Source organism: Pedobacter sp. HMWF019, assembly GCF_003061025.1.
Classification (GTDB): domain Bacteria; phylum Bacteroidota; class Bacteroidia; order Sphingobacteriales; family Sphingobacteriaceae; genus Pedobacter.
Genome location: NZ_QAIL01000320.1, coordinates 1 through 22,788 on the forward strand (window position 1 = coordinate 1; position 22,788 = coordinate 22,788).

The window sequence follows — 22,788 nt, forward strand, 5'->3', positions numbered from 1 at the left end:
ACTTAATAATGAGGGCACCAAACCATACTTCTTTTTGAATGCAAAGGAGAAGTGAGACAGATCTTCAAATCCAAGATCAATATAGATGTCGGATGGCTTTTTACTTTTCTTTTCCATCAGAAAATAGGCTTCTTCCAACCGCCTTTTCACCAACCATCTGCTCGGTGTATCCTGAAATATCGTCTTAAAGTCTCTTTTAAACGCAGATAGACTCCGGCCTGTTAAATAAGCAAAGCGCTCTAGGCTAACGTTGAATTTATAATTTCGATTCATGAATTCTTCCAGATTAATTTTTTCCGGAGTTCCGAAGTCGAAGAAAATATTGTACAACTCAGGATCCTTTTGCAATAGAATCAATAAAAGTTCTTCCCTTTTAATGTTAGAAAAAACTTCGTCCATTTTACCATTATTGCCATAATAGGGGGCAAGAGAATTGATGAAACTATTGATTAGATCGTCCCTTTTTAAGAGTATAAAGGCATTTTGATTATCGGTAACCGAAAACGTACCCTGATGTTTAAGCTGGAAGGACTGTAGAAATGCTTTATCAAAAATTACAGCCACCTTTTCCATCCCTCCATCATAGGCCTGTTTATGGTATCTGGCCAGACGATTTTTTTTCACAATACAGGAATCACCAGCTTTTAGCTCATATTTTTTATTACCGTCATATCCGGTAATTGACCCCTTTACTAAAAATAGAAAAAAGTGTTCTGAAATGAATTGTTCAGGTGATATTTCGGGCCCAATGTAGCAAGACTTTGTTTCGATGTATTTCATGCGCTCGTCTTATAATATTTAATTTATTTCTTTCCACCACTCTGGAAAAACGTGCGTAGTATCCCTAAGATCTACGCTTTCACCAATAATGGGCGTAACCAAAGGAAGATGATTCGCTTTGGCAAGTTCTGCAGCTTTGATCAATGGCTCATCCCATGGATGCATAGCAAGCGTAAATTTAGATGAATGTACCGGAAAAAGTCTCCTGGCCTTCAAATCCAGCGCAGCCTGAATTACTTGTTCCGGTAGCATGTGAATAGCTTTCCAGGCGATATTGTATTGCCCATTTTCTAAAATGGCGAGATCTATCGGTCCAAATTGACAGCCAATTTCAGCAAAGTGGGTGTCATAACCACTATCGCCTCCAATATATATTTTAGTTGTAGGCGTTTGCAGTACATAGGACATCCAGAGTGTATTGTTTCTGGAAAATCCTCTACCAGAAAAATGCCTGGCAGGGGTGGTATGTAGTTTAAACCCGTCGGCCAAAGAGATCGTTTCATTCCAGTCGCTTTCTATAATTTCCTTTGCGGGATAACCCCAGCTTTCAAAATGCGAACCCACACCCAAACCACAGATTACGGTTTTTACTTTATCTTTTAATTTGACGATGGTTTCATAATCCAGATGGTCATAATGATCATGACTAATGAGGAGGTAATCAATATCTGGCAGATCTTCTACTGTATAGCTGTCTGTACCTTTAAATGCTTTTACTGTTCCAGGTAATGGTGAAGCACTTCCGCTAAATACAGGATCTACCAAAAAGCGTTTTCCCTGAATCTGAATAAAATACGAAGAATGCCCAAACCACACCAGTACGTCAGCATCTGCCGGTAGACTTAACAAATCTGTTTTTGTAGAAGGAATTTGGCCAGCAGGCTTTCTTCTTGGATGGTCCTTGAATAATTGATCGTAAATTATACCGAACATACTATATCCTTCGGTTAGATCGGGTGTGTAGTGCGTATTTTGAAATTTACCATCCTTGTGGCGTGGTGATTTTTTAAGGTGATCTAAGCGCTCAGCAGAAGGAGCCTTTCCAAATTTTGGCTGCCTGATATAGAAAAAGGTGGTTATCGCCAAAAGCAATAGTATACTTAACAAGATGGTCATAATTAGTTTAATGATTTTTAAGAACCGTTTCATTCTGTAATTTAATTGCACAAAGGTGGGAATAAAAACTATAGGTTGTTTTGTTGAAAGGTCCAGTTTAACTTTGTTGTGGGGTCCATAGTAGTGTCAATCTTCAATATTATAAATCTTTTGACAATTATGCTACGATTAAAATTTATATTTATCGAAGTATGAGTCCGCATCTGTTTTTTATATTAAAACCTATAGTCCACTATAGTTTACATTTCCTGGCACCTGGTTTAATAGCATTTATATTTTTTAGAAAGGAATGGAAGAGGGCCTGGTTGACCATGATTGCGACTATGATCGTAGATGCGGATCATTTGCTTGCCACCCCAATTTTTGATCCGGATAGATGCAGCATTGGTTATCATCCTTTACATTCTTACTATGCTATTGCGGTTTATTTTGTTCTACTCTTTTTTCCTAAAACAAGGATAATTGCGGTTGGATTGCTATTTCATATGTTTACAGACTGGCAAGATTGCCAATGGCCAATATGGTTTTTGCATTAGGCAACAGTACATGACAGTTATAAACTTTTGCTTGGTTAGATTAGCAATATTATTTTTCCTTCTAACCAAATTTTATGCGTGCTACATTCGGATTTAAACCGCATTTTAACCGTGATTTTGCTTCAGGCTACCTTTACAGGTTTTCTTTGAGCTTATTCTTTATGTTGGCCTTTATACAGACAGACTTAAAGGGGCAGGAGATAGCGGCTCCATACCATTCAGCCAACTTCAAGGCTATTGAAACAGGCTTTATAAGTATCCCAGACTCCATACAAACCAGCATCTATTGGTATTGGATTTCTGGTAATATCTCTAAGGAAGGAGTAATTAGAGATCTGGAGGCCATGAAGAAGGTCGGAATAAACCGTGCATTTATTGGTAATATTGGCATGGATGAAGTGCCTTATGGAAAAATTAAAATGTTTTCTGAAGAATGGTGGGAAATATTGCATACGGCCCTTAAAACTGCGACCAGGTTAAATATTGAGATTGGCATCTTCAACAGCCCGGGATGGAGCCAGTCTGGGGGACCATGGATTAAGCCCCAGCAAGCTATGCGCTATTTAACCTCATCGCAAATTACGATTGTGGGTCCTTTAACACTGGAAAAAACACTTACAAAACCTCAACAGAATTTCCAAGATGTAAAAGTTATTGCCTATCCAGTGACAAATGACTATAAATCCGACATCAGAACATTAAAACCACAGTACAAATCTGTTCCTGAATCCGATGCCCTGGGTAATTTATTTGATGACAACGATTTAACAGGCATTAATTTAAAAAAAAGACAGCCATTTTCGCTTGATGTAATTACAAAATCAACTTATTCTGTGCGTAGTTTAGTAGTCACTACGGCTAAAAAACCTGTTTATTTAGAAGGAGACTTGCAGGTCAAAATAGATTCGAAGTATATAACGATAAAACATTTTTCAATTGACCGTACCAATCCAGCACTCAATACAGGCTTTATATCCTATGGTCCTGCAGCGATTTCCATTCCGGAAACCAAATCTTCAAACTTCAGAATAGTGTTCTCTACAATTTCTGATGATTCAGGAATAACCGAACTGAAACTGTCTTCAGTACCCGTGGTCGAGAATTATCTTGAAAAATCCTTAGCAAAGATGTGGCCTACACCACATCCTTTTTGGACAGCTTACCAGTGGGCTCCACAACCTGATGAGAAATCCATTTATGCCATTGCGCCTGAAAGCGTAATAGATCTTTCTAAAAAAATGGATATTAATGGAACCCTGAAATGGAAAGTTCCTGCTGGAAATTGGGTGATTGAGCGGATAGGAATGACACCCACCAATGTAACAAATGCTCCTGCACCTCCGGAAGGACGTGGTTTGGAAGTAGATAAAATGAGCAAAGAGCATGTTGCTGATCACTTCAATGCCTATATGGGGCAGATATTAAAACGTATTCCAGCTGAAGACCGAAAAACATGGAAAGTAGTTGTTGAAGATAGTTACGAAACCGGAAGCCAGAATTGGACAGATTCATTGATGGGGCAGTTTAAACAAGTATATGATTATGACCCAACACCATTTTTACCTGTATTACAAGGTAAAGTGGTAGGCAATGAAAGTATTTCTGACCGCTTTTTGTGGGATTTAAGGAGGCTAATTGCAGACCAGGTTTCTTATAAATACGTGGGTGGACTACGGGAAATTAGTCATAAAAATGGATTAACTACCTGGCTGGAAAATTATGGACATTGGGGATTTCCAGGAGAATTCTTACAATATGGCGGACAGTCTGATGAAATAGGAGGTGAATTTTGGAGTGAAGGCGATCTTGGGGATATTGAGAACCGAGCGGCGTCATCTTCAGCACATATCTATGGAAAGATTAAAGTGTCTGCTGAGTCCTTTACCGCCGCAGGTAATCCATTTTCTCGGTATCCTGCTATGTTTAAGAAACGTGGCGACCGCTTTTTTACAGAGGGAATAAATAATACTTTACTGCATGTCTATATTCAGCAGCCTCAAGAGACCAATGGTCCAGGTATAAACGCTTGGTTTGGGGTAGAGTTCAACAGATTAAACACCTGGTTTTTTGATATGGACGTGTTGTTACAGTATTTAAAACGCTGTAATATGATGTTGCAACAAGGCCAATATGTTGCGGATGTAGCTTATTTTATTGGTGAAGATGCACCAAAAATGACGGGAGTAACAGATCCTGCTTTACCAAAGGGCTATTCCTTCGATTATATTAACGGGGAAGTGATTAAAGAAAAGCTTTCTGTAAAAGACGGTAAACTTACGCTTCCTAATGGAATCAGTTACAGCATTCTGGTATTACCTAAATTAGAAACAATGCGCCCCGAACTTCTGTCAAAAATCAAAGATCTTGTGCAACAGGGAGCAGTAATTTTGGGACCAAAACCATTTCGATCCCCTAGTCTAAAAGATTATCCTATGTCTGATCAGCTTGTCCAGCGCATGGCCAATGAACTTTGGGATGGAATTGATGGAGCTGATACCAAAATCAATCATTATGGAAAAGGCTTGGTCTTAAATGGCATGGATTTGCAGGAGGCTTTGAACCTGATTAAGGTTACACCAGATTTTAGGGTTAAAAACAGTGATTCTGTATTGTTTATCCATCGCCAGCTGAAAACCGGTGACTTTTATTTTATATCCAATCAAAAGAATATTCCAGTTAATATTGATGCTGAGTTTCGAACAAGCGGTAAAAGTCCTGAGCTTTGGAACGCGGCAACAGGAACAATGCGCCAGTTACCCTCATATCGTCAAACATCTAATGCAACTATTGTTCCTATGCAGCTTGCAGCTTATGAAAGTTCATTTTTAGTTTTCAGAAATCGAGGAGGAGCAGCTGATACCAGCCGATCAAATTATCCAGAGCCCATTAAAACAATATCCCTTACGCAACCCTGGATGGTCAGTTTTGATAAGATCAGGAGAGGTCCGTCACAACCTGTTAAATTTGAAACATTAAGTGATTGGTCTGTAAACACCAATGACAGCATTAAATATTACTCCGGGACAGCTTTTTACCGGAACGTATTAAAGCTCAAAAAATTGGAAAAGGGCGCTAATTATGTGATTGATTTGGGCAATGTAAAAGCAATTGCCAAAGTTTTTGTAAATGGAATAGAAGTGGGTGGTGCATGGACACCTCCATACCGGGTTGATCTAACCAAAGCACTTAAAGCAGGGGATAACAAATTGGAAATTAAGGTGGTGAATACATGGGTTAACAGATTGATTGGTGATAGTTTGTTGCCGGCAGATCAACGGCCAACTTCAGTGATGTATGGTCCTGATCCAAACAGAGGTTTAGAATCTTCAGGATTGCTGGGCCCCGTTAAGATTGAGGAGATAAAATATTAACAGGCATGAATAAGATAAACATATATATAACTCTTTCTATTTTACTGCTATTTAAATCTGGTTATGCTCAATTGCCAGTTGTATTTAAAGGAACACACCTGGATGATGTACAAACAGAGGAAATGGCAAGGAGATACCTTTCACCAGTAAAAATACTCTGGCAAAGCACCAATGAGCCGAATCATATCCAAAATGCCAAAAGATTATTGAAACCTGGTGATGGGCAGGCCAACCTATCAGGCAAGGATCTTTGCATTATGCATAATGATGGTCATGGGAAGGCAGGAATACTACTCGATTTTGGACGCGAATTGCATGGGGGCCTCCAGTTGTTAACAGATCAGTCACGGGGTGGAAAACCGGTGAGGTTACGCATCCGTTTTGGCGAATCGGCAAGTGAGGCTATGAGCGAAATAGATACCCTTAAGGGAGCTACGAATGATCATGCCATGCGTGATTTTGAAATCTCAGTACCCTGGTTAGGAAAACTTGAAGTGGGTAATACTGGGTTTAGATTTATCAGAATTGATCTGCTGGACGACCATGCAGAGTTAAGACTGAAAGAAGCCCGGGCAATTTTCATCTTTAGAGACATTCCCTATTTGGGCTCATTTAAAAGTAGTGATACCTTATTGAATAAGATATGGATAACCGGGGCTTATACCGTACATTTAAATATGCAGGATTATTTGTGGGATGGGGTTAAACGTGACCGGCTAGTTTGGGTAGGAGATATGCACCCAGAAACATCTACTATTGCAGCTGTATTTGGCAATAATAATGTGGTAACCAAAAGCCTGGATCTTGTAAGGGATATTACGCCTCTGCCAGAATATATGAATGGCATGGTTTCTTATTCTATGTGGTGGATACTTATCCAACGCGATTGGTATATGCATACAGGTGATTTAAAATATCTAAAACAACAAAAAACATATTTGACTGCGCTTTTAAATCAATATTTAGAGCAAATAGATAATCAAAACAGCGAGAGTTTAAAGAATGGAATACGATTTTTGGATTGGCCATCAAGTACAGATCCAGAAGCGATTCATGCAGGATTACAGGCGATGCTGGCCATGACATTAAATGCAGGTGCAGATTTAACAGAGGTATTAAATGATCCAGTTACCTTGGCTAAGTGCAAGGAAGCTGTTACGAGATTAAAGAAAAATGTACCTGATCCAGGAAAATCTAAACAAGCGGCTGCTCTGTTATCTTTGTCTGGTTTAATGCCCCCAGACCGTGCAAACGTGTTGATTTCTGACCGGGGGGTACAAGATTATTCTACATTCTTTGGCTATTATATGTTATTAGCAAAAGCAAAGGCTGGCGACTACCAGGGCTCTATTGATGCCATAAGAAATTATTGGGGGCCAATGTTGTCCTTAGGCGCAACTACTTTTTGGGAAGATTTTAATGTTAACTGGCTGGATAATGCATCCAGAATTGATCAGCTGGTTCCCGAGGGCAAAAAGGATATTCATGGCGATTATGGTGCATTTTGTTATAAAGGTTTCAGACATAGTCTGGCCCATGGTTGGGCATCAGGGCCAACACCATGGTTGACCCAGTATGTGCTGGGCGTAAATGTGATGGCCCCGGGTTGTAAGGTTATAAAAATAGAGCCCCATCTTGGTGATCTGAGTTTCGCAGAAGGAACATTTCCAACACCTTTAGGTATCGTTAAAATAAGAAATACCAAATTGGAGAATGGTAAATTAAGGATAGAGGTCAAAGCACCAAAAGGTATTAAAATTATAAAAGTGAAAGAGTGATTTTGCGCTGGATTCCCATATTATATAAAATGGTAGAGAAATACGACATTGCCAACATAAGCTGGTTTTGACTGATCTTTAATAGCTAGTGTTGCTTCAATAATAACCTTGGTTGTTCCCCGTAAGTTTGCTATTGAAATCAATTTAGCTTTTAACTGTACTTCACTGTCTACCAAAACAGGTTGACCGAATTTAAAACTCTCTATCCCATAATTTATTTCCATTTTGATATTGCGAACATCTGCAATCTGTTTCCATAAATAGGGAATTAAGGATAATGTTAGATAGCCATGCGCGATAGTTGCTTTAAATGGACCTTCATTTGCTGCTTTCTCTTTATCCACATGTATCCATTGATGGTCAAATGTTGCATCTGCGAATTTATTGATCTGATCCTGGTCGATTTTATGCCAGTTGGAAACGCCTAATTCCTGACCTAAATGTGATTGATACTCTTCGAAGTTATTGATTACTAGCATGTATTTTTGTTTCGTGATTAAAAATTAGGTTGGCTCTGTGAGCTTCAGATGATGAATTTACTGAAATTAAACCAAAATATACCTCCTGTCAGTGTATCTTTATGCAATAAAAAAGAAAAAATTATATGAATACTGAAAAAGCCATTCTGGCTGGTGGATGCTTTTGGGGAGTAGAAGAACTAATTCGACATTATCCCGGAGTGATATCTACAGTTGTCGGATACACAGGAGGAGATGTTCCTAATGCTACTTACAGAAATCACGGTACACACGCTGAGGCTATTGAGATCGTATTTGATCCGGCCCGCTTGTCTTATCGCAAACTTCTTGAATATTTCTTTCAGATTCATGACCCGACTACAAGAAACAGGCAAGGAAACGATATAGGTACATCGTATCGTTCTGCTATTTTCTTTCTGGACGAAAAACAGCAACAAGCAGCAAAAGATCTAATTGCCGATATGGAGACTTCTGGAATCTGGCCGGGGAAAATCATAACAGAGGTTGTTCCGGTGACTGATTTTTGGAATGCCGAAGAGGAGCATCAGAATTATCTGCAAAAACACCCTTATGGATATACCTGTCACTTTGAAAGGCCAGATTGGAAACTTAAATAGTATTTGATCAATCAAACCATCATGTGCAGAGTACGCAAACTGAAATGAAGTGAGTTTACAAGTTCACTAATACAAATGATGGCAATAGGTAAAGTGTTAATAATTATATACTGATGAAAATTCTAGTCATTGAGGACGAGCAAGCACTTTTGGAAAGCATTCTGGCTTATTTTATAGGGGAGGGCAATATCTGTGAGTTTGCCTCTAATTTTGCATCTGCATCTGAGAAGATCGCACTTTATAACTACGATTGCATCTTGCTGGACCTTGGCCTTCCGGGTGGCGAAGGGCTGGAGCTATTGTCGCAACTGAAGCAGATGAAGAAAAAGGACGGAGTACTCATCATATCGGCAAGGCATTCTCTTGATGACAGACTTGCGGGCCTTGATCTTGGTGCCGACGATTATTTAGTGAAGCCTTTTCATCTTTCTGAGTTGAAAGCAAGAGTAAGTGCAATTGTGAGAAGAAAGAACTTTGACGGCGATAATTTGATCATTTTTAATGAAATTAAGGTCGATGTATCCGCCATGAAGGTCTCCGTAGCTAATAACCAAATAGTTCTTACCAAAAAAGAATTTGATCTGCTCGTCTATTTTCTGGCCAACAAAAATAAAATAGTGACAAAAAATGCCATGGCCGAACATTTATGGGGAGATGAAATGGACCTTTCGAACGATTTTGATTTTATTTATACACATGTAAAAAACCTAAAAAAGAAACTGGCCGAAGCAGGCGGGAAAGACTACTTACGATCGGTATATGGAATTGGATATAAATTTGGAGAAGCATGAAGCTAGCGACCAGATATAATCGTGCAAACCTCCTTACTTCGTTGGTTATTCTAATCATTACTGGTCTTATTTATTACGTAGTCATTCACTTTATACTGACTGAAAGACTGGACCGGGATTTGGCTGTAGAAGAGAACGAAATTCGTCAATACACACAGACCTATCAAAAATTACCGCTTCCCGCCAGTTATCTGGATCAACAGGTTTCTTATAAAGAGATTAATGGTGAGGTATCTGGCATACGGGATTTTAGTTATACAACCTATATCAATCCAAAAGAAAATGAGGTAGAACCTGGCAGAAGCCTGGTTACAACAGTATCACTCAAAGGTAAGGTCTACCAGGTTACAATTACCAAGTCCAGGCTAGAATCTGAAGATCTTGTTCGGATTATCCTGTTCATCACGTTGGGCGTAACAGTTGTATTATTACTATCATTAATTCTCATAAATCGATTTGTTCTCAACCAATTATGGAAACCTTTTTATTCTATCCTAAACAGGATGAAGACATTTGAGGTGACAAAAACGGAAAACATAAAAGAGGAGTCAACGAAGATAGATGAGTTTAGAGAGCTAAATGAATCTGTAAATGCTATGGTGAAAAGAGTAAGGCAGGATTATAAAGAACTTAAGAGTTTTACAGATAATGCATCACATGAAATGATGACCCCCCTGGCAGTGATCAACTCAAAGCTTGACTCCCTGCTTCAAACAGAGACCTTTACAGAACACCAGGGACATCTTCTTGAGGATATTTACCATGCAACAGGAAGACTTTCCAGGCTTCATCAATCACTTCTATTGCTCGCTAAAATTGAAAACAATATTATTCCGGATGCTGAGAATATAGATATTCAAGAGATGCTGGAAGGTAAAATCCGCCAATTCCATGAACTGTTTGAGAAGGATGGATTGCGGGTTGAGGTAAACCTGGAAAAAACAGAAATTACAATGAGCAGGTACCTGGCAGATATCCTTTTGAATAATCTCTTCAGCAATTCGGTTAGGCATAACCATAGAGGAGGCCGAATCGATGTGAAACTTATCTCGAACGTCCTAATAATCTCCAATTCTGGTAAAGACAAGAGTGTTCAGGAGCGGCTCTTTGATCGCTTTTCTAAATCTGCTGAATCAGATGGAATGGGTTTGGGATTGGCGATCAGCAAGCAAATTTGTACCCTATATGGATTTGAACTTGAATACCATTTCATAGACAATATGCATTCCTTTAAGGTTTATTTTAAAAAGAGTTTTTAACATGCTGACTAATAGGATTAAATGAATTTATGTTTTACAGAGTATATTAATGGAAAACCTACTTTTTTTAAGGAAAAGATTCTTTGCGGTTTTCTAAAAGAGGAGCAAACCAGACATTTCAAACCAAAATTCCATACCATACGGAGAAAAAGGTCCGACATAAACAGTTCGGCAAAAGAATGGTCTGTTGGAGAAACCATCCAATTTTGCACCTCATTAGAATCTGGGGGAGAACTACCGTTTGGCCTTGAAACCAGGTGTATCCTTATACAAGAGATTAGTATTGTTTGGAAGGACAAGAAAATACCCGATATTGTGATTGATGGACTAAACTTAACTATTGCTGAGATTCAGGAATTAGCAATAAATGATGGTTTTGAGGCATTGGAAGATTTCCTGAGTTATTTTGCCTCAGATTTCAACGGTATTCTCATCCACTGGACAACATTTAAATATTGATGATTTATTTATGATTTTAGAATTAATTAAACAACCATGGCCATGGTATACTTCTGGAATAGTCATTGCATTAATTATGATTACTTTGCTTTTCTTCGGAAAATCATTTGGCTTTTCATCTAATCTTAGCACCATCTGCAGTATGATGGGTGCTGGTAAAAAAGTGCGTTTTTTTGATTTCAACTGGAAGAATCAGCAATGGAATTTGTTTTTTCTTATAGGTGCGGTCATCGGAGGGTATTTATCTTCTACGTTTTTAGTAAGCAATGCTCCTTTAAACTTATCCAAATCAACCATTACTGATCTCGCTAAGCTTGGAATTCAATTTGACGGCGGGTTAAATCCATCTCAGTTATTTGATTTTAAGTCGCTTGGCTCAGTTAAAGTCATATCACTACTCTTATTCGGAGGCATTCTTGTTGGCTTTGGAAGCCGGTATGCCGGCGGCTGTACATCTGGTCATGCCATCAGTGGCCTTTCAAATCTACAACTCCCTTCTTTGGTTGCAGTGATCGGCTTCTTTATCGGAGGATTAATTATGACACACCTTTTATTTCCAATCCTATTTTAGTTATGAAGTTTTTCAAATACATTTTTACCGGAGTAGTTTTCGGAATTGTAATGGCTAAATCAGAAGCGATGTCCTGGTACCGTATTCAGGAAATGTTTCGTTTTCAGTCTTTCCACATGTACGGAATCATTGGCACTGCAGTGTTTTGCGGAGTAATTGCTGTGTTTTTAATCAAAAAAGTAGAAGTGAAAGATCTGAACGGGCAGCCAGTGAGATTTCAAAACAAGGATAAAAACTGGAGAAAGTACATCATAGGGGGGACTATTTTTGGCCTTGGCTGGGCACTCACCGGGGCATGTCCAGGACCAATTTTTGTTGGCATAGGATATGGCTACACGGGAATGGTTGTTGTAACAATCGGAGCTTTAACAGGCACTTATCTATATGGTGTTGTTAAAGATAAATTGCCTCATTGGTTTGCTTAATCAGATGGATTATTCGACTGTTTATTTATTTCAGTCCATTATTTATATCTGTATTGCTTGGGAGAAATACCCATCACTTTTTTAAACAAGCGAGAAAAATAATACGGATCATCATAGCCAAGGCTCATGGCAACATCCTTAATTTTAGTTGGTGTGCTGTACAGCAGATGACATGACTGTTGGATCTTTAGTTGTATAAAGTATTCCATAGGAGAGATTCCTGTCGATTGACGGAATAAACTTGAAAAATGAGAGGCAGAAAGTTTGTGACGCGCTGAGAAATCTTCAACAGTGAACTTGTTAGCCAACTCATGACGCATAAAAACAATTGTTTCTCTAACTATTCCTTTATCCTCGTTGCCTGTAAAATGTTGTTCCGGATATAGAAAAGTAGATAGAAAATGATATAAACACATATTTGCTTTGTTCAGGTTATCCTTACTGTATCCCATTTCAAGGCATCGATACATTTCATTCCAAATCTGAATTCCTTTTTCGTTATAATGAATTTGCTGAGGTCCGTCACCCAAGGCAATATTCAGTACCTGGTTAAAAGCATCTATTTCTTTGCCACTAAAGTGAACCCAAAGTATGGTCCATGGCTGATCCTGATCTGCCGCGTATTTTATATAACTTGTAGTTGCCGGAATTTGAAAAAACTGATTTGGGCCAACTTCATATTTCTTCTTATCAATCATATACCATCCTTTTCCATGAACACAATAAATAAATATATTGTCTTCGCAACCCTTTCTGCGCTCGCGAAAATGCGAAGATGCTTTAGGAAAGTAGCCGATATGGGTAATGAAAATCTGGTTTAAAAGTGCATTAGCTGTATCAGCATTTTTATAGACCATATTAGGCAAGCTGATGAGCTTTTGCCCATCAAAGCCATCCCGGACCTTTTTCTTATGCTTGATACCTATTATTTCTGAAATCATGTGGTCACTCATTTTCTTAGCTAAAGCTACTATATTAATCGAATAATCCATTAAAATAAGGGGATAATTCATTGCTGATTAACCCATATGGGTTTAGTTTTGATTTCTAACTAAATATTTGCCGATTATCTAAAATACGGGACAAATGATAAAAAAATTACAGATAAATGATCTGCGTTTTCCTCTTCGTAAAGGGGCCGGAAGTGACGCTATACATAGTGACCCCATCTATTCTTATGCTGTAACCAATCTGATTGACGATAGCGGCCTAACAGGAACAGGATTTGCTTTTACATTGGGTGAAGGAAACGATCTGGTCTGCAAAGCAGCTCAGTTTTATGCGGAGCAGCTAAAAGGTAAAGATATTGAAGAACTGATGTCTGATTTTGGGACATTGTTTAACCGACTTTCCAATGAACAACAGTTCCGCTGGCTAGGTCCTCATAAGGGTGTAGTACATCTGGCGCTAGCTTCAGTAACCAATGCATGTTACGATTTATGGGCAAAGAAAAGGGGAGTACCCTTATGGAAATTACTGATTGATCTTTCACCAGAAGAAATCGTGAATACACTTGATCTTTCTTACCTCGAAGATGTACTTAGCCAAGAGCAAGCCGTAAGATTGCTACAAGATAACACTGCAGGTAAGGAAAACCGTAGTGGAATACTAAGCACAGGTTATCCTGGCTATGACACTTCCATTGGCTGGTTCAATTATAGTGACGAGAAGGTACGCGAAAATTGTATCAGAGCTATTGCCGAAGGATTTACAGCAATGAAGTTAAAAGTAGGAAGCAAAGACTCTGACAGAGACATACGCCGATCTCACATCGTAAGAGAGGTGGCTGGCCCCGACATTAAAGTGATGCTGGATGCCAATCAGCAATGGAGCCTCCCTCAAGCACTTAAAATATGTAAAGAATTTCAAAGCATGCAACCCTATTGGATTGAAGAACCCACTCATCCAGACGATGTAATTGCACATAGAACCTTGGCTGATGCTATTGCGCCAACTAAATTAGCACTTGGAGAACATGTTCCTAACCGTATTATCTTTAAAAACTACTTACAAACAGGAGCGGCAGGCTTTATGCAACCAGATGCTGTAAGATTAGGCGGTGTGAGCGAATTCATTACAGTTAGTTTACTCTGCCGAAAATATGGTATTCCTGTTGTTCCACATGTAGGAGATATGGGCCAGTTACACCAACACCTTGTCTTGTTTAATCATATATCTATGGGGCATGAAGCTTTGTTTTTAGAGCATATACCACACTTGCAAAAACATTTTGTTCACCCTGCCACCATTGTAGGAGGTGTTTACAAAACTCCAGTGGAAACCGGTAGCAGTTGTGATCTGATCTATTAATGTAAAAGGAAATGTTAAAATCTCTAGACTTGTGCATCAGTATCACCTATCTGCTTGGTATCCTGGCTATAGGGCTTTGGACGGGAATCCGCCATCGGCGCAAAAGCAAAACAAATGCCGCGGGTGATTATTTCCTCGCCGGAAAGACCCTTAAATGGCCTGCAATCGGTCTGGCACTTTTTGCCACAAACATATCTACCGTACATTTAGTTAGCTTAGCACAGAGTGGCTTTGACAGCGGTTTACTCAACGGGAATTTTGAATGGATGGCCGGTGTAACACTTGTACTTCTCGCTTTATTTTTTGTACCGTTTTATATCAAATCTGGGGTAGCCACATTACCAGATTTTCTGGAAAAGCGTTATGATCGTTCAAGCCGAGACTGGTTAGCTGTGATCTCCGTCGTTTCTGCAATCATTATTCACATCGCATTCTCCATGCTTGCCGGAGGCATTGTGTTAAAAACATTATTCGGATTAAATATGTACCTCAGCGTTATCGTGATCTGTATTATAACAGCTATTTATACCATCATTGGTGGATTAAAAGCCGTAGTAGTCACAGAATCAATACAAACTGTGGTTTTACTTACAGGAGCATTTATCATCAGTTACGCCGCTTTTAACAAAATGGGTGGGTGGAGTCATATGACAGAAGTTCTGAAAAACAGTGGTGAAATGAATAAACTTTCTATGCTAAGGCCACATGGTGACAGCAGTGGAATGCCCTGGTATACCGTATTTTTAGGTTATCCTATTTTAGGAATCTGGTATTGGTGTGCAGATCAAACCATTGTTCAACGTGTATTGGGAGCTAAGGATGAAAATCATGCAAGGGTCGGATCTTTATTCTGTGGTTTTCTGAAAATCCTTCCGGTGTTCATTTTTGTCTTACCTGGTCTTCTGGCCTATACCTTGTCAAAATCGGGCCATTTGGATATCAGCAGCCTGGGCATAGATGACAAAGGCCATGTGAATTCAAAAGGTATTTATACTTTGATGATTACGCAACTTTTACCTACTGGTTTAGTTGGTGTATTGGTGGCAGCCCTTTTATCCGGCCTGATGAGTCAGGTGGCAGGTGCATTAAACTCAATATCCACCATGGTCAGTTACGATATGTACCAACGTTATCGTCCTGATGCATCAGATAAACAATTGATTTGGGCGGGCAAGTTATCAGCGGGCATTGCACTTGTTTTTTCTCTTGCGCTGTTACCTTTACTGGGGCGGTATGAAAGTATTTTTAGTGGCATCAACGATATCATTGCACATATCGCTCCACCAATTACATGTGTATTTCTACTTGGTGTATTTTGGAAAGGAGCCTCTGCAGCATCAGCAAAGCTGACTTTATGGATTGGTTCTGCTTTAGGTGTAATTGTCTTTGCTATTGGCAAATTATTTCCGGAAAGTACAATTGGACAGATTCCTTTCATGATGATGGCCTTTTACCTGTTCTGTATATGTGTAATTATACAGATCAGCTTTTCACGAATCTATCCTGTACAACATACCCCGGAGAGTTCGCAACTTTATTGGAAATCACCATTAGAGCCCCTACATGATGCCGGTTGGAAAGGTTTCGGTAACTATAAGGTGCTATCGGTACTGTTACTTTTAGTTACAGGAGTACTATATTATATATTCAGATAGATGATTAAAAATTCAAAAATAGACGCGCTGAAAACTACGTTATTGTCAGGTAAAATAATTTTTCTTACCGGAGGATCTATGGGAATAGGTCTGGAATGCGCTAAGGCCTATGCAGCAGCAGGCGCTTACGTTGTTATCGTAGCATCTTCTGAACCATCTGTTAAAGAAGCAGTAAAGCAATTAGGTAAGGAACACCATGGAATTGTATGTGATGTTTCATCTGGAGAGGAAGTTGAGAAGGCTATACTAGAAACCTTGGATAAATTTGGTAGGATTGATGCTATCCACAACAATGCAGGCATTGCAAGTCCTTCTAAGCCATTACATGAAACCAGTGATGAAGAATGGCGGAAATTGATGGATGTAAATGTAATGAGCGTTTTGTTTACCACCCGATTCGGGTTCGAAGAACTTAAAAGAACCAGGGGATGTATTTTGAATACCAGTAGTCTTGTTGGCGAAATTGGCCAGGAGAACCATGCAGCTTATAGTGCAACAAAAGGCGCATTAAACACACTAACCAAATCAATGGCCCTTGACTATGCACGCTATGGCGTCCGTGTTAACGCTGTCCTGCCAGCAGGAGTCTGGACGCCTATGTTACGTGAATGGTCTAAAGAGCAATCAGATCCAACATCCATTGAAAAATATCTCGACGACATTCATCCTTTAGGTTATTGCCCTGAAGGCGATGTAATTGCCGATGCCTGTGTTTTTCTTCTTTCTGATCAATCCAGATTTATCACAGGCACTATTTTACCTGTTAGTGGCGGAGCAGAACTAGGCTATCGGAGAAATTTATAAGACATCATCATCAATGCTTGCCTGTTTTTTGTAATTTAGAAAAACATATAAAAATCAATAGATGAACCAAACGATACACAAATATTCATTCTGTATAGGATTACTGGTTTTCGTAACCGGCTTACTGTTTTCTTTTACCTATGATAAATCTGGCTTAAGCGCTAAAGATTCTAAATCTTTAGCAGCAGATTCGGCAAGTTATTTAAAACAACTGCTCAAGTATAAAGCCAGTGATCATTTGCTGGCAGTAGGATACGTGGTTGCTGACGGTAATGATCCTGAGGCATCAACCAATTTATTAAACCTTCCCGACAGTCTTGATATTCTTTCACTTTTCGTAGGCTACGATCCAAATCCAGACCATTGGAAGGCAGCCCAAAAAAAGGGAATCAAAATTGTCAGAACCATAGCGCCCAATAGTGCTTACTTTGATCACTCTGCAAAAGATCCCATCACCAAAACCTCTGGCTATGTGCGCCCAGCAGGTATAGATCCAAATGTAGTGAAAAGCACTAGTACATATGACCATTATGCAAGGGATAAATACATGGAGTATATTGTTCAGAATAAGTGGGATGGGCTCGATGTAGACATAGAAACGGGAATGTTTGGTGCTGAGGTACCTACATATAACGCTGCCAAATTCCTTTCTGCTTTGGCAAAATATTTTGGCCCGAACTGTACCAGCTGCACCATCAAACCAGACGGAAAAAAACCACTTTTCATTTATGATACAGACGTTATTTTTGCTGGTAGAAATATAGGCTATGATGTTCTTTATGCTCCATTTAAATCAAATTATGATCATGTTTACTTTCAGTCATATACCGGAGGTAACCGTGCCTGGCGTGGATCTGGAACTCAGGATTTTCTTCCAATTGTTAAAGCATATGGCAGTAAATTTATAGCGCTTGTAAATGGGGATCAATATATTTATTCAAAAGGCGGTCAGGATTCTGCTCCAGATGGCGATGCTAAAACTGTCGCCTCGCTGCTCAGTTACGCGCAATGGATGAAAGACAATAATGGTGGAGGAGCAGGCGCTTACAGAATGAGCCGTGATTACAACCATAAACCTGTTTTTAAAAATATCCGTGAAGCCATACAAATTATGAATCCGGAAACCAAGTCAAAATAAAAGAGTTTATTAATAAAAAAAACGGTTTAGGCCCTGCAGATCTTGGAAGGATCTGCAGGGCCTATTTTATTTCTTTGCAATTCTATAGAATCGTCCACCATCAGTTACTGCATAAAGCGCTCCATCTTTACCAACCGCAAGCGCACGGAAACGCTCGCCTTCACTTTTCAAGAACCTCTCCTCACCAACAACTTTATTATTTTTGATCACCAGCCTCACAATATGCGTACTGCTCAGACCGCCAACAAAAAGGTTTCCTTTCCATTCAGGAATAACATTGCTGTTATAAAAAGCAATTCCTGAGGGAGAAACAACAGGATCCCAATAATAAACTGGTTGTTCCATACCTTTTTTTTGTTGGATACCATCACCAACTTTTTCACCACTGTATTCTATACCGTAGGTGATCACCGGCCATCCATAATTCTTTCCCGGGCGGATAATATTGATCTCGTCACCGCCTCTTGGTCCAAATTCCGATTCCCATAATTCGCCAGTTAGTGGATTTATGGCCAATCCCTCAGGACTACGAAGACCTAAAGCATAAATTTCTGGTCGTGCATTTGGGGTTTTGGAGAAAGGCCCCCCAGGAACAGCCTTTCCATCCTTAGTAATGTGGATTATTTTTCCGAGAGATGAATTTAAGTCTTGTGCTTGCATCCGAATATCATTTCCCGAGCGCTCGCCCGTACTTACAAATAAGTTTCCATTCTTGTCAAAAACAATACGGGAACCAAATTGAAGTGTTCCTTTATAGGCCGGGGTAGCACGGTAAATCACTTGTATATTTTCTATTTTAGTCTCATCCGCCGACAATTTACCTTTGGCAATCGCTAATAATGTACCTCCGGATGTTTGCTCAGAATAATCCCAATAAATCATTCTATTCGTAGAAAAATGTGGATCAATATTAACGTCGAGCAGGCCGCCTTGTCCATCAGGCACAACTTTAGGTAAGCCTGTTATTTTCTTCACTATTTTTCCTCCGGTAGTTATAATACCCATGGTTCCTAACTTTTCAGAAACTAAGAAACGTCCGTCAGGTAAGACACAGATTCCCCAAGGGTGTTCTAGGTCTTTACTTAATAAACTAACGGAGAAAGGTGTTTTGGTTTTCATACCTGCAATACGCGTTTGCCCGGTAAAAGCGGGTTTATATTTCGTATTTGCTGCCTGGGTTTCCACTGCGGTTTGCGCATCACTGCTGTTACAGGCAAATATGGAAACAAGGCCCAGGCCTGCAATAAAGAGGGTAGAAGCTTTTTTACTAATAGATTGCATAATTAAAGGTTGATAGGTGAATTAATTGGAAGAACGAAATAGGTAGTCAATTTATAAAGTTAACAATTTACTGCTCTATATGTTTACACTGAATGCGTTCATCTTCAAGTCTGTGCTTCAGTCCCTGAAAGTGATAACAAACTCTGCCCCCTCATTAATTTCACTTTGTACCCGGATATGGCCACCCAAACTTGTAATATGATTATAGATCAGGTAAAGACCTATACCTTTACTATCTGGATGATGATGAAATGTCTGATTAAGGCCAAATACTCTGTCTTGCACCTTATTCAGGTCAAATCCCAGACCATTGTCAGAAAAAACCAGTTGTTTAAGACCATTTGCATTCCTTGTGGAAATGGAAATGACAGGATGAAGTTCCGGTTTTGCGTACTTAATAGAGTTAGTAATCAGATTAAGAAATATGCTATCCATATACACTTTATTAAATATAATGGTCTCAAACGCTGAAAAATCGACGTTCATCACCGTTCTTGACCCCATAACAAGCGCATTTATGGACTGAATAACTTCATTAAGGGAGTCGCTTATATTGACTCCTTCAGTGGGTGTGTTGTTTTTTTCTTTTTGACGTACTGGTTCCAGATAATTATTTAAGGTGATCTTCAAACCTTCAGTGGTTGACTGCATTAAATTGATCCATCCTAGAATTTCCTGGTCCTGAATAGTAGAGACATCTAAAAGGGATAATATCGAGAGCAAGTTATTTACGGGTGACCTTAAATCATGGGAAACAGTATGAGTTAGATGCTGCAGTTCTTCATTAATTTTCGAAAGACTAGCCACGAGCTCGTTTCGTTCTTGTTCCTGTTTCTTCTTGTGTGTAATATTCTTAGCAATTGCATAAACCAGATTTTCCTCAGGAACAGGAATTGAGGTCCAGGACAACCAGATCACCTTACCACTTTTTGTTAAATACCTGTTCTCAAAATTTAAGAGAGGAATACTCCTTTTAAGATTATCCCGAAGTTTTTCTGTAATAACTTGATCATCATTATAAACGAATTCATTTATAGGTTTTGAAAACAGTTCTTCGTTAGAATATTCCAGAAGTTTGGAAACTGCCGGGTTTATTTTTTTAAAATAACCATCATATCCAGCAATACACATTAAATCTTGAGAAACGTTAAAGAAAAGTGCAGTGTTAAAGTCATCCTTTGGATCAGGTTGTTGATTATTCCCTTTGGAAATCATAGAGTATTGGATTCCTTGTCTTATTTAAAAAGTCTATTGGATTAAGATTGTAAACATACGAAAGTTTATCAAGGGTTTATTTGATTGCAAACAAACGCACCAATTTACCTTTTAAAGCGATCTATTTTCAAATTATGCAACACATACAACTCAATGATTGCATAGTCATGGCTTGGTATTCTAACTAACTTCTTTTATTTATGAATGTTTTTTTTATAATTGTATCGAATTCTAAACTTCCTTACAGTTGTCTGTTACATTAGATATAGCGTCATTTGAAAATCTATTCAAAAAACATTATAAGTTTTTGGTTATTGTTGCTTATCAAATAACCAAAGATGATGATGCAGCAAAGGACATTGTGCAGGATTTCTTTATTAATTTTTGGCACAGACGTAATGAGGTTGTGATTGAAAACTCTTTTCAATCTTATAGTACACGTGCGGTAAAAAATCTGGCAATTACTTACCTTAAAAAACATATACCTTCCTTTGATCTGACGGATCAAGTTTTCACTGATCCTATTCAAACAGACTACTTAGAGGAAGAAGAGGCTTTAAAATTTAAAGAGGAAACGGATCAGAAGGTAATGTCTTTGGTAAATCTCCTTCCTGATGAGCGTAAAAAAGTGTTTTTGCAATATGTTGTTGATGGTCTAAGTTATGCCGCTATCGCTAAAGCAAATAATATCTCTGTGAATACAGTAAAAACCCAAATGAAAAGAGCTTATGCCTTTCTTAAAGCCAAAGTATCCGAAGATCCAATTTCGGTTATAATCATTGCCGTCCTTTTTGGGAAAGGAAAATTATAATTTTTAGCTGCTGTAAATGAGATAATTATAAAATACTTTATAATTATTTTCGATTGCTGTCACCCTAAATCAACCTCTCGAAGACAATATATTAACCCGTCTAAGAAATGAGTACAAAAAACAATTGGATTGAGGTAATCCAACAACTAAACAATAATCAGGAGCCTGATGAGCAATTACTTCGACAATTAAGTCGTGAGGAAAGAGAACTGATTGAAGCTTTACAGAAGGATAAGATGATTGTAAACGCTCATCTGTTGCTCGGCAATCTGAACGAAAAAAGTGCATGGACTTCCATCAGATCAAACTTTGAGACAAAGAACATAGGGCTCTTCCCTAAATTATTGAGACACGCAGCGATATGGTTATTGCCATTATTTGCTGTTGGCGGAGGAATTCTTTACCATTTTAAGTACAATCAACCTGTAGAGTTAGCTGCAGCGAAATTACAACCAACGGATCATAACAGAGCAACTTTGGTTTTGGCCAATGGCAGTACAGTTGAACTCTCAGCTAAATCAAACCAAAAATTAGGAGAGGTTGCTGGTACGAGCATAGTCAATCACCAAAAGAACTTGCTGACTTATCAGCAGAACCGCTCATTAAAGGGTGGTGACCAACTTTTCAACAAACTGATTATACCTAGAGGTGCAGAATACAAACTGGCCCTGGCAGATGGTTCCCTCATCACGATAAACTCCGCATCCATACTCCGTTTTCCAGTCAATTTCAATGCAGCAACCAGCAGAAATGTCTTTCTGGAAAAAGGAGAAGCTTATTTTCAAGTAGCAAAAAATCCCCATAAACCTTTTATCGTTCATGCTAATGGGATGGATATTAAAGTTCTGGGTACCACCTTCAATGTCAATACCTATAAAAAAGATCTTCGCACAACCTTAGTGGAAGGTAGAGTAGAAGCCAGTAACTCAAATGGTCAAAAGGTAGTTTTAAATCCTAGCCAGGAGGCAATTCTGAACAAACAAAATGGCACATTAGTTAAAGCAGATGTTGATGTGACACCGGTTGTGGCCTGGGCAAATGGCAAAATTGTATTTGAAGAATCTACCCTTGACGAAGTAATGGAGGAACTGGGATTGTGGTACGATTACGATGTAGAATTTGTATCCGCTCAGATCAAAGAAATACATTTCTCGGGCGAGCTGGAAAAATATAAAGACATCAAACAGATTTTAAGCATCATTGAACAAACCGGTGGGGTGAAGTTCAGCATTAAAGGAAGGAGGATATATGTAGATCAGCGTTAAAGAAACATCTACCGACCCATATTCAACAACCAACAAACTTTTAAATAATACATGAAAAAATATCTCCTAAAATATTTTTCGCCTCAAACTAACTTTCTATGTATCCTATGCTGTTTAATTATTAATC

Annotated in this window: 21 protein-coding genes; 15 read left to right on the forward strand and 6 right to left on the reverse strand. The window is 38.8% G+C overall.

What is annotated here, in order from left to right; all coding sequences use genetic code 11:
* Both DBR11_RS18165 and DBR11_RS18170 read right to left on the reverse strand, forming a co-directional pair.
* Positions 1–780, reverse strand: a 780-nt coding sequence (locus DBR11_RS18165) for an AraC family transcriptional regulator (protein ID WP_108554057.1), incomplete at its 3' end; no start/stop codon positions are given.
* A gap of 18 nt (positions 781–798) precedes the next feature.
* Entirely contained in the window at positions 799–1,929 is a 1,131-nt protein-coding gene (locus DBR11_RS18170; RefSeq protein ID WP_108554058.1) for an MBL fold metallo-hydrolase, read from the reverse strand.
* A 158-nt stretch (positions 1,930–2,087) separates the two neighbouring features.
* Between DBR11_RS18170 and DBR11_RS30230 the strand changes: the two genes are divergently transcribed.
* The 3 genes from DBR11_RS30230 (at position 2,088) to DBR11_RS18185 (ending at position 7,581) form a co-directional block, all read left to right on the forward strand.
* Positions 2,088–2,432, forward strand: coding sequence for a DUF6122 family protein (locus DBR11_RS30230; RefSeq protein WP_108554059.1), 345 nt, complete (start codon positions 2,088–2,090; stop codon positions 2,430–2,432).
* 74 nt (positions 2,433–2,506) lie between these two features.
* A complete protein-coding gene (locus tag DBR11_RS18180) occupies positions 2,507–5,803 on the forward strand; it encodes a glycosyl hydrolase (RefSeq protein WP_233260811.1) in 3,297 nt (1,098 codons plus the stop codon).
* Positions 5,804–5,808: 5 nt separating this feature from the next.
* Positions 5,809–7,581, forward strand: coding sequence for a family 78 glycoside hydrolase catalytic domain (locus DBR11_RS18185; RefSeq protein WP_108554060.1), 1,773 nt, complete (start codon positions 5,809–5,811; stop codon positions 7,579–7,581).
* A gap of 20 nt (positions 7,582–7,601) precedes the next feature.
* Here the strand turns inward: DBR11_RS18185 and DBR11_RS18190 are convergent, their stop codons facing one another.
* Complete coding sequence (locus tag DBR11_RS18190) at positions 7,602–8,060, reverse strand: MaoC family dehydratase (RefSeq protein WP_108554061.1); 459 nt, start codon at positions 8,058–8,060, stop codon at positions 7,602–7,604.
* A 125-nt stretch (positions 8,061–8,185) separates the two neighbouring features.
* Between DBR11_RS18190 and msrA the strand changes: the two genes are divergently transcribed.
* The 6 genes from msrA (at position 8,186) to DBR11_RS18220 (ending at position 12,182) form a co-directional block, all read left to right on the forward strand.
* The gene (gene msrA, locus DBR11_RS18195; RefSeq protein WP_108554062.1) at positions 8,186–8,677 is read left to right on the forward strand and encodes a peptide-methionine (S)-S-oxide reductase MsrA; all 492 of its coding nucleotides are present in this window, start codon (positions 8,186–8,188) and stop codon (positions 8,675–8,677) included.
* A 113-nt stretch (positions 8,678–8,790) separates the two neighbouring features.
* The gene (locus DBR11_RS18200) at positions 8,791–9,468 is read left to right on the forward strand and encodes a response regulator transcription factor (RefSeq protein ID WP_108554063.1); all 678 of its coding nucleotides are present in this window, start codon (positions 8,791–8,793) and stop codon (positions 9,466–9,468) included.
* Positions 9,465–10,727: a HAMP domain-containing sensor histidine kinase gene (locus DBR11_RS18205; protein ID WP_108554064.1), complete on the forward strand. Its 1,263-nt coding sequence runs from the start codon at positions 9,465–9,467 to the stop codon at positions 10,725–10,727. Before DBR11_RS18200 ends, DBR11_RS18205 begins: the two co-directional genes overlap by 4 nt.
* Before the next feature lie 21 nt (positions 10,728–10,748).
* On the forward strand, positions 10,749–11,186 hold the full coding sequence (locus DBR11_RS18210; protein ID WP_108554065.1) for a hypothetical protein: 438 nt from the start codon (positions 10,749–10,751) through the stop codon (positions 11,184–11,186).
* 10 nt (positions 11,187–11,196) lie between these two features.
* Complete coding sequence (locus DBR11_RS18215; RefSeq protein ID WP_108554066.1) at positions 11,197–11,757, forward strand: YeeE/YedE family protein; 561 nt, start codon at positions 11,197–11,199, stop codon at positions 11,755–11,757.
* Positions 11,758–11,759: 2 nt separating this feature from the next.
* Complete coding sequence (locus tag DBR11_RS18220) at positions 11,760–12,182, forward strand: DUF6691 family protein (RefSeq protein ID WP_108554067.1); 423 nt, start codon at positions 11,760–11,762, stop codon at positions 12,180–12,182.
* A 38-nt stretch (positions 12,183–12,220) separates the two neighbouring features.
* Here DBR11_RS18220 and DBR11_RS18225 read toward each other — a convergent pair whose 3' ends face one another.
* Positions 12,221–13,195 (reverse strand): AraC family transcriptional regulator, encoded by a 975-nt coding sequence (locus tag DBR11_RS18225; protein WP_233260812.1) that lies wholly within the window; start codon positions 13,193–13,195, stop codon positions 12,221–12,223.
* 73 nt (positions 13,196–13,268) lie between these two features.
* Between DBR11_RS18225 and DBR11_RS18230 the strand changes: the two genes are divergently transcribed.
* The 4 genes from DBR11_RS18230 (at position 13,269) to DBR11_RS18245 (ending at position 18,089) form a co-directional block, all read left to right on the forward strand.
* Positions 13,269–14,492, forward strand: coding sequence for an enolase C-terminal domain-like protein (locus tag DBR11_RS18230; RefSeq protein ID WP_108554068.1), 1,224 nt, complete (start codon positions 13,269–13,271; stop codon positions 14,490–14,492).
* A gap of 11 nt (positions 14,493–14,503) precedes the next feature.
* On the forward strand, positions 14,504–16,147 hold the full coding sequence (locus DBR11_RS18235) for a sodium:solute symporter (RefSeq protein WP_108554069.1): 1,644 nt from the start codon (positions 14,504–14,506) through the stop codon (positions 16,145–16,147).
* Positions 16,148–16,951, forward strand: a complete 804-nt coding sequence (locus DBR11_RS18240) for an SDR family NAD(P)-dependent oxidoreductase (RefSeq protein WP_108554070.1) — start codon at positions 16,148–16,150, stop codon at positions 16,949–16,951.
* 61 nt (positions 16,952–17,012) lie between these two features.
* Positions 17,013–18,089 carry a glycoside hydrolase family 18 gene (locus DBR11_RS18245; protein ID WP_108554071.1) on the forward strand — a complete coding sequence of 359 codons (1,077 nt, stop codon included), beginning with the start codon at positions 17,013–17,015 and terminating at the stop codon, positions 18,087–18,089.
* A gap of 66 nt (positions 18,090–18,155) precedes the next feature.
* On the opposite strand, the gene DBR11_RS18250 is transcribed toward DBR11_RS18245, so the two are convergent.
* Together DBR11_RS18250 and DBR11_RS18255 are read right to left on the reverse strand one after the other, a co-directional pair.
* Entirely contained in the window at positions 18,156–19,370 is a 1,215-nt protein-coding gene (locus DBR11_RS18250) for a PQQ-dependent sugar dehydrogenase (RefSeq protein ID WP_108554072.1), read from the reverse strand.
* Between the two features lie 117 nt (positions 19,371–19,487).
* Complete coding sequence (locus DBR11_RS18255; protein WP_108554073.1) at positions 19,488–20,585, reverse strand: PAS domain-containing sensor histidine kinase; 1,098 nt, start codon at positions 20,583–20,585, stop codon at positions 19,488–19,490.
* 247 nt (positions 20,586–20,832) lie between these two features.
* Here DBR11_RS18255 and DBR11_RS18260 point away from each other — a divergent pair, with 247 nt between their 5' ends.
* Positions 20,833–21,396, forward strand: a complete 564-nt coding sequence (locus DBR11_RS18260; RefSeq protein ID WP_108554074.1) for an RNA polymerase sigma factor — start codon at positions 20,833–20,835, stop codon at positions 21,394–21,396.
* A 107-nt stretch (positions 21,397–21,503) separates the two neighbouring features.
* Positions 21,504–22,661, forward strand: coding sequence for a FecR family protein (locus tag DBR11_RS18265; protein ID WP_108554075.1), 1,158 nt, complete (start codon positions 21,504–21,506; stop codon positions 22,659–22,661).
* The last annotated feature ends 127 nt before the right edge of the window (positions 22,662–22,788 follow it).

What these genes read in the sequence shown, in the direction of transcription:
- DBR11_RS18170 (WP_108554058.1), bottom strand. Translation starts at nt 1,929, where the DNA reads ATGAAACGGTTCTTAAAAATCATTAAACTAATTATGACCATCTTGTTA.
- DBR11_RS30230 (WP_108554059.1), top strand. Translation starts at nt 2,088, where the DNA reads ATGAGTCCGCATCTGTTTTTTATATTAAAACCTATAGTCCACTATAGT.
- DBR11_RS18180 (WP_233260811.1), top strand. Translation starts at nt 2,507, where the DNA reads ATGCGTGCTACATTCGGATTTAAACCGCATTTTAACCGTGATTTTGCT.
- DBR11_RS18185 (WP_108554060.1), top strand. Translation starts at nt 5,809, where the DNA reads ATGAATAAGATAAACATATATATAACTCTTTCTATTTTACTGCTATTT.
- DBR11_RS18190 (WP_108554061.1), bottom strand. Translation starts at nt 8,060, where the DNA reads ATGCTAGTAATCAATAACTTCGAAGAGTATCAATCACATTTAGGTCAG.
- msrA (WP_108554062.1), top strand. Translation starts at nt 8,186, where the DNA reads ATGAATACTGAAAAAGCCATTCTGGCTGGTGGATGCTTTTGGGGAGTA.
- DBR11_RS18200 (WP_108554063.1), top strand. Translation starts at nt 8,791, where the DNA reads ATGAAAATTCTAGTCATTGAGGACGAGCAAGCACTTTTGGAAAGCATT.
- DBR11_RS18205 (WP_108554064.1), top strand. Translation starts at nt 9,465, where the DNA reads ATGAAGCTAGCGACCAGATATAATCGTGCAAACCTCCTTACTTCGTTG.
- DBR11_RS18210 (WP_108554065.1), top strand. Translation starts at nt 10,749, where the DNA reads ATGAATTTATGTTTTACAGAGTATATTAATGGAAAACCTACTTTTTTT.
- DBR11_RS18215 (WP_108554066.1), top strand. Translation starts at nt 11,197, where the DNA reads ATGATTTTAGAATTAATTAAACAACCATGGCCATGGTATACTTCTGGA.
- DBR11_RS18220 (WP_108554067.1), top strand. Translation starts at nt 11,760, where the DNA reads ATGAAGTTTTTCAAATACATTTTTACCGGAGTAGTTTTCGGAATTGTA.
- DBR11_RS18225 (WP_233260812.1), bottom strand. Translation starts at nt 13,195, where the DNA reads ATGAATTATCCCCTTATTTTAATGGATTATTCGATTAATATAGTAGCT.
- DBR11_RS18230 (WP_108554068.1), top strand. Translation starts at nt 13,269, where the DNA reads ATGATAAAAAAATTACAGATAAATGATCTGCGTTTTCCTCTTCGTAAA.
- DBR11_RS18235 (WP_108554069.1), top strand. Translation starts at nt 14,504, where the DNA reads ATGTTAAAATCTCTAGACTTGTGCATCAGTATCACCTATCTGCTTGGT.
- DBR11_RS18240 (WP_108554070.1), top strand. Translation starts at nt 16,148, where the DNA reads ATGATTAAAAATTCAAAAATAGACGCGCTGAAAACTACGTTATTGTCA.
- DBR11_RS18245 (WP_108554071.1), top strand. Translation starts at nt 17,013, where the DNA reads ATGAACCAAACGATACACAAATATTCATTCTGTATAGGATTACTGGTT.
- DBR11_RS18250 (WP_108554072.1), bottom strand. Translation starts at nt 19,370, where the DNA reads ATGCAATCTATTAGTAAAAAAGCTTCTACCCTCTTTATTGCAGGCCTG.
- DBR11_RS18255 (WP_108554073.1), bottom strand. Translation starts at nt 20,585, where the DNA reads ATGATTTCCAAAGGGAATAATCAACAACCTGATCCAAAGGATGACTTT.
- DBR11_RS18265 (WP_108554075.1), top strand. Translation starts at nt 21,504, where the DNA reads ATGAGTACAAAAAACAATTGGATTGAGGTAATCCAACAACTAAACAAT.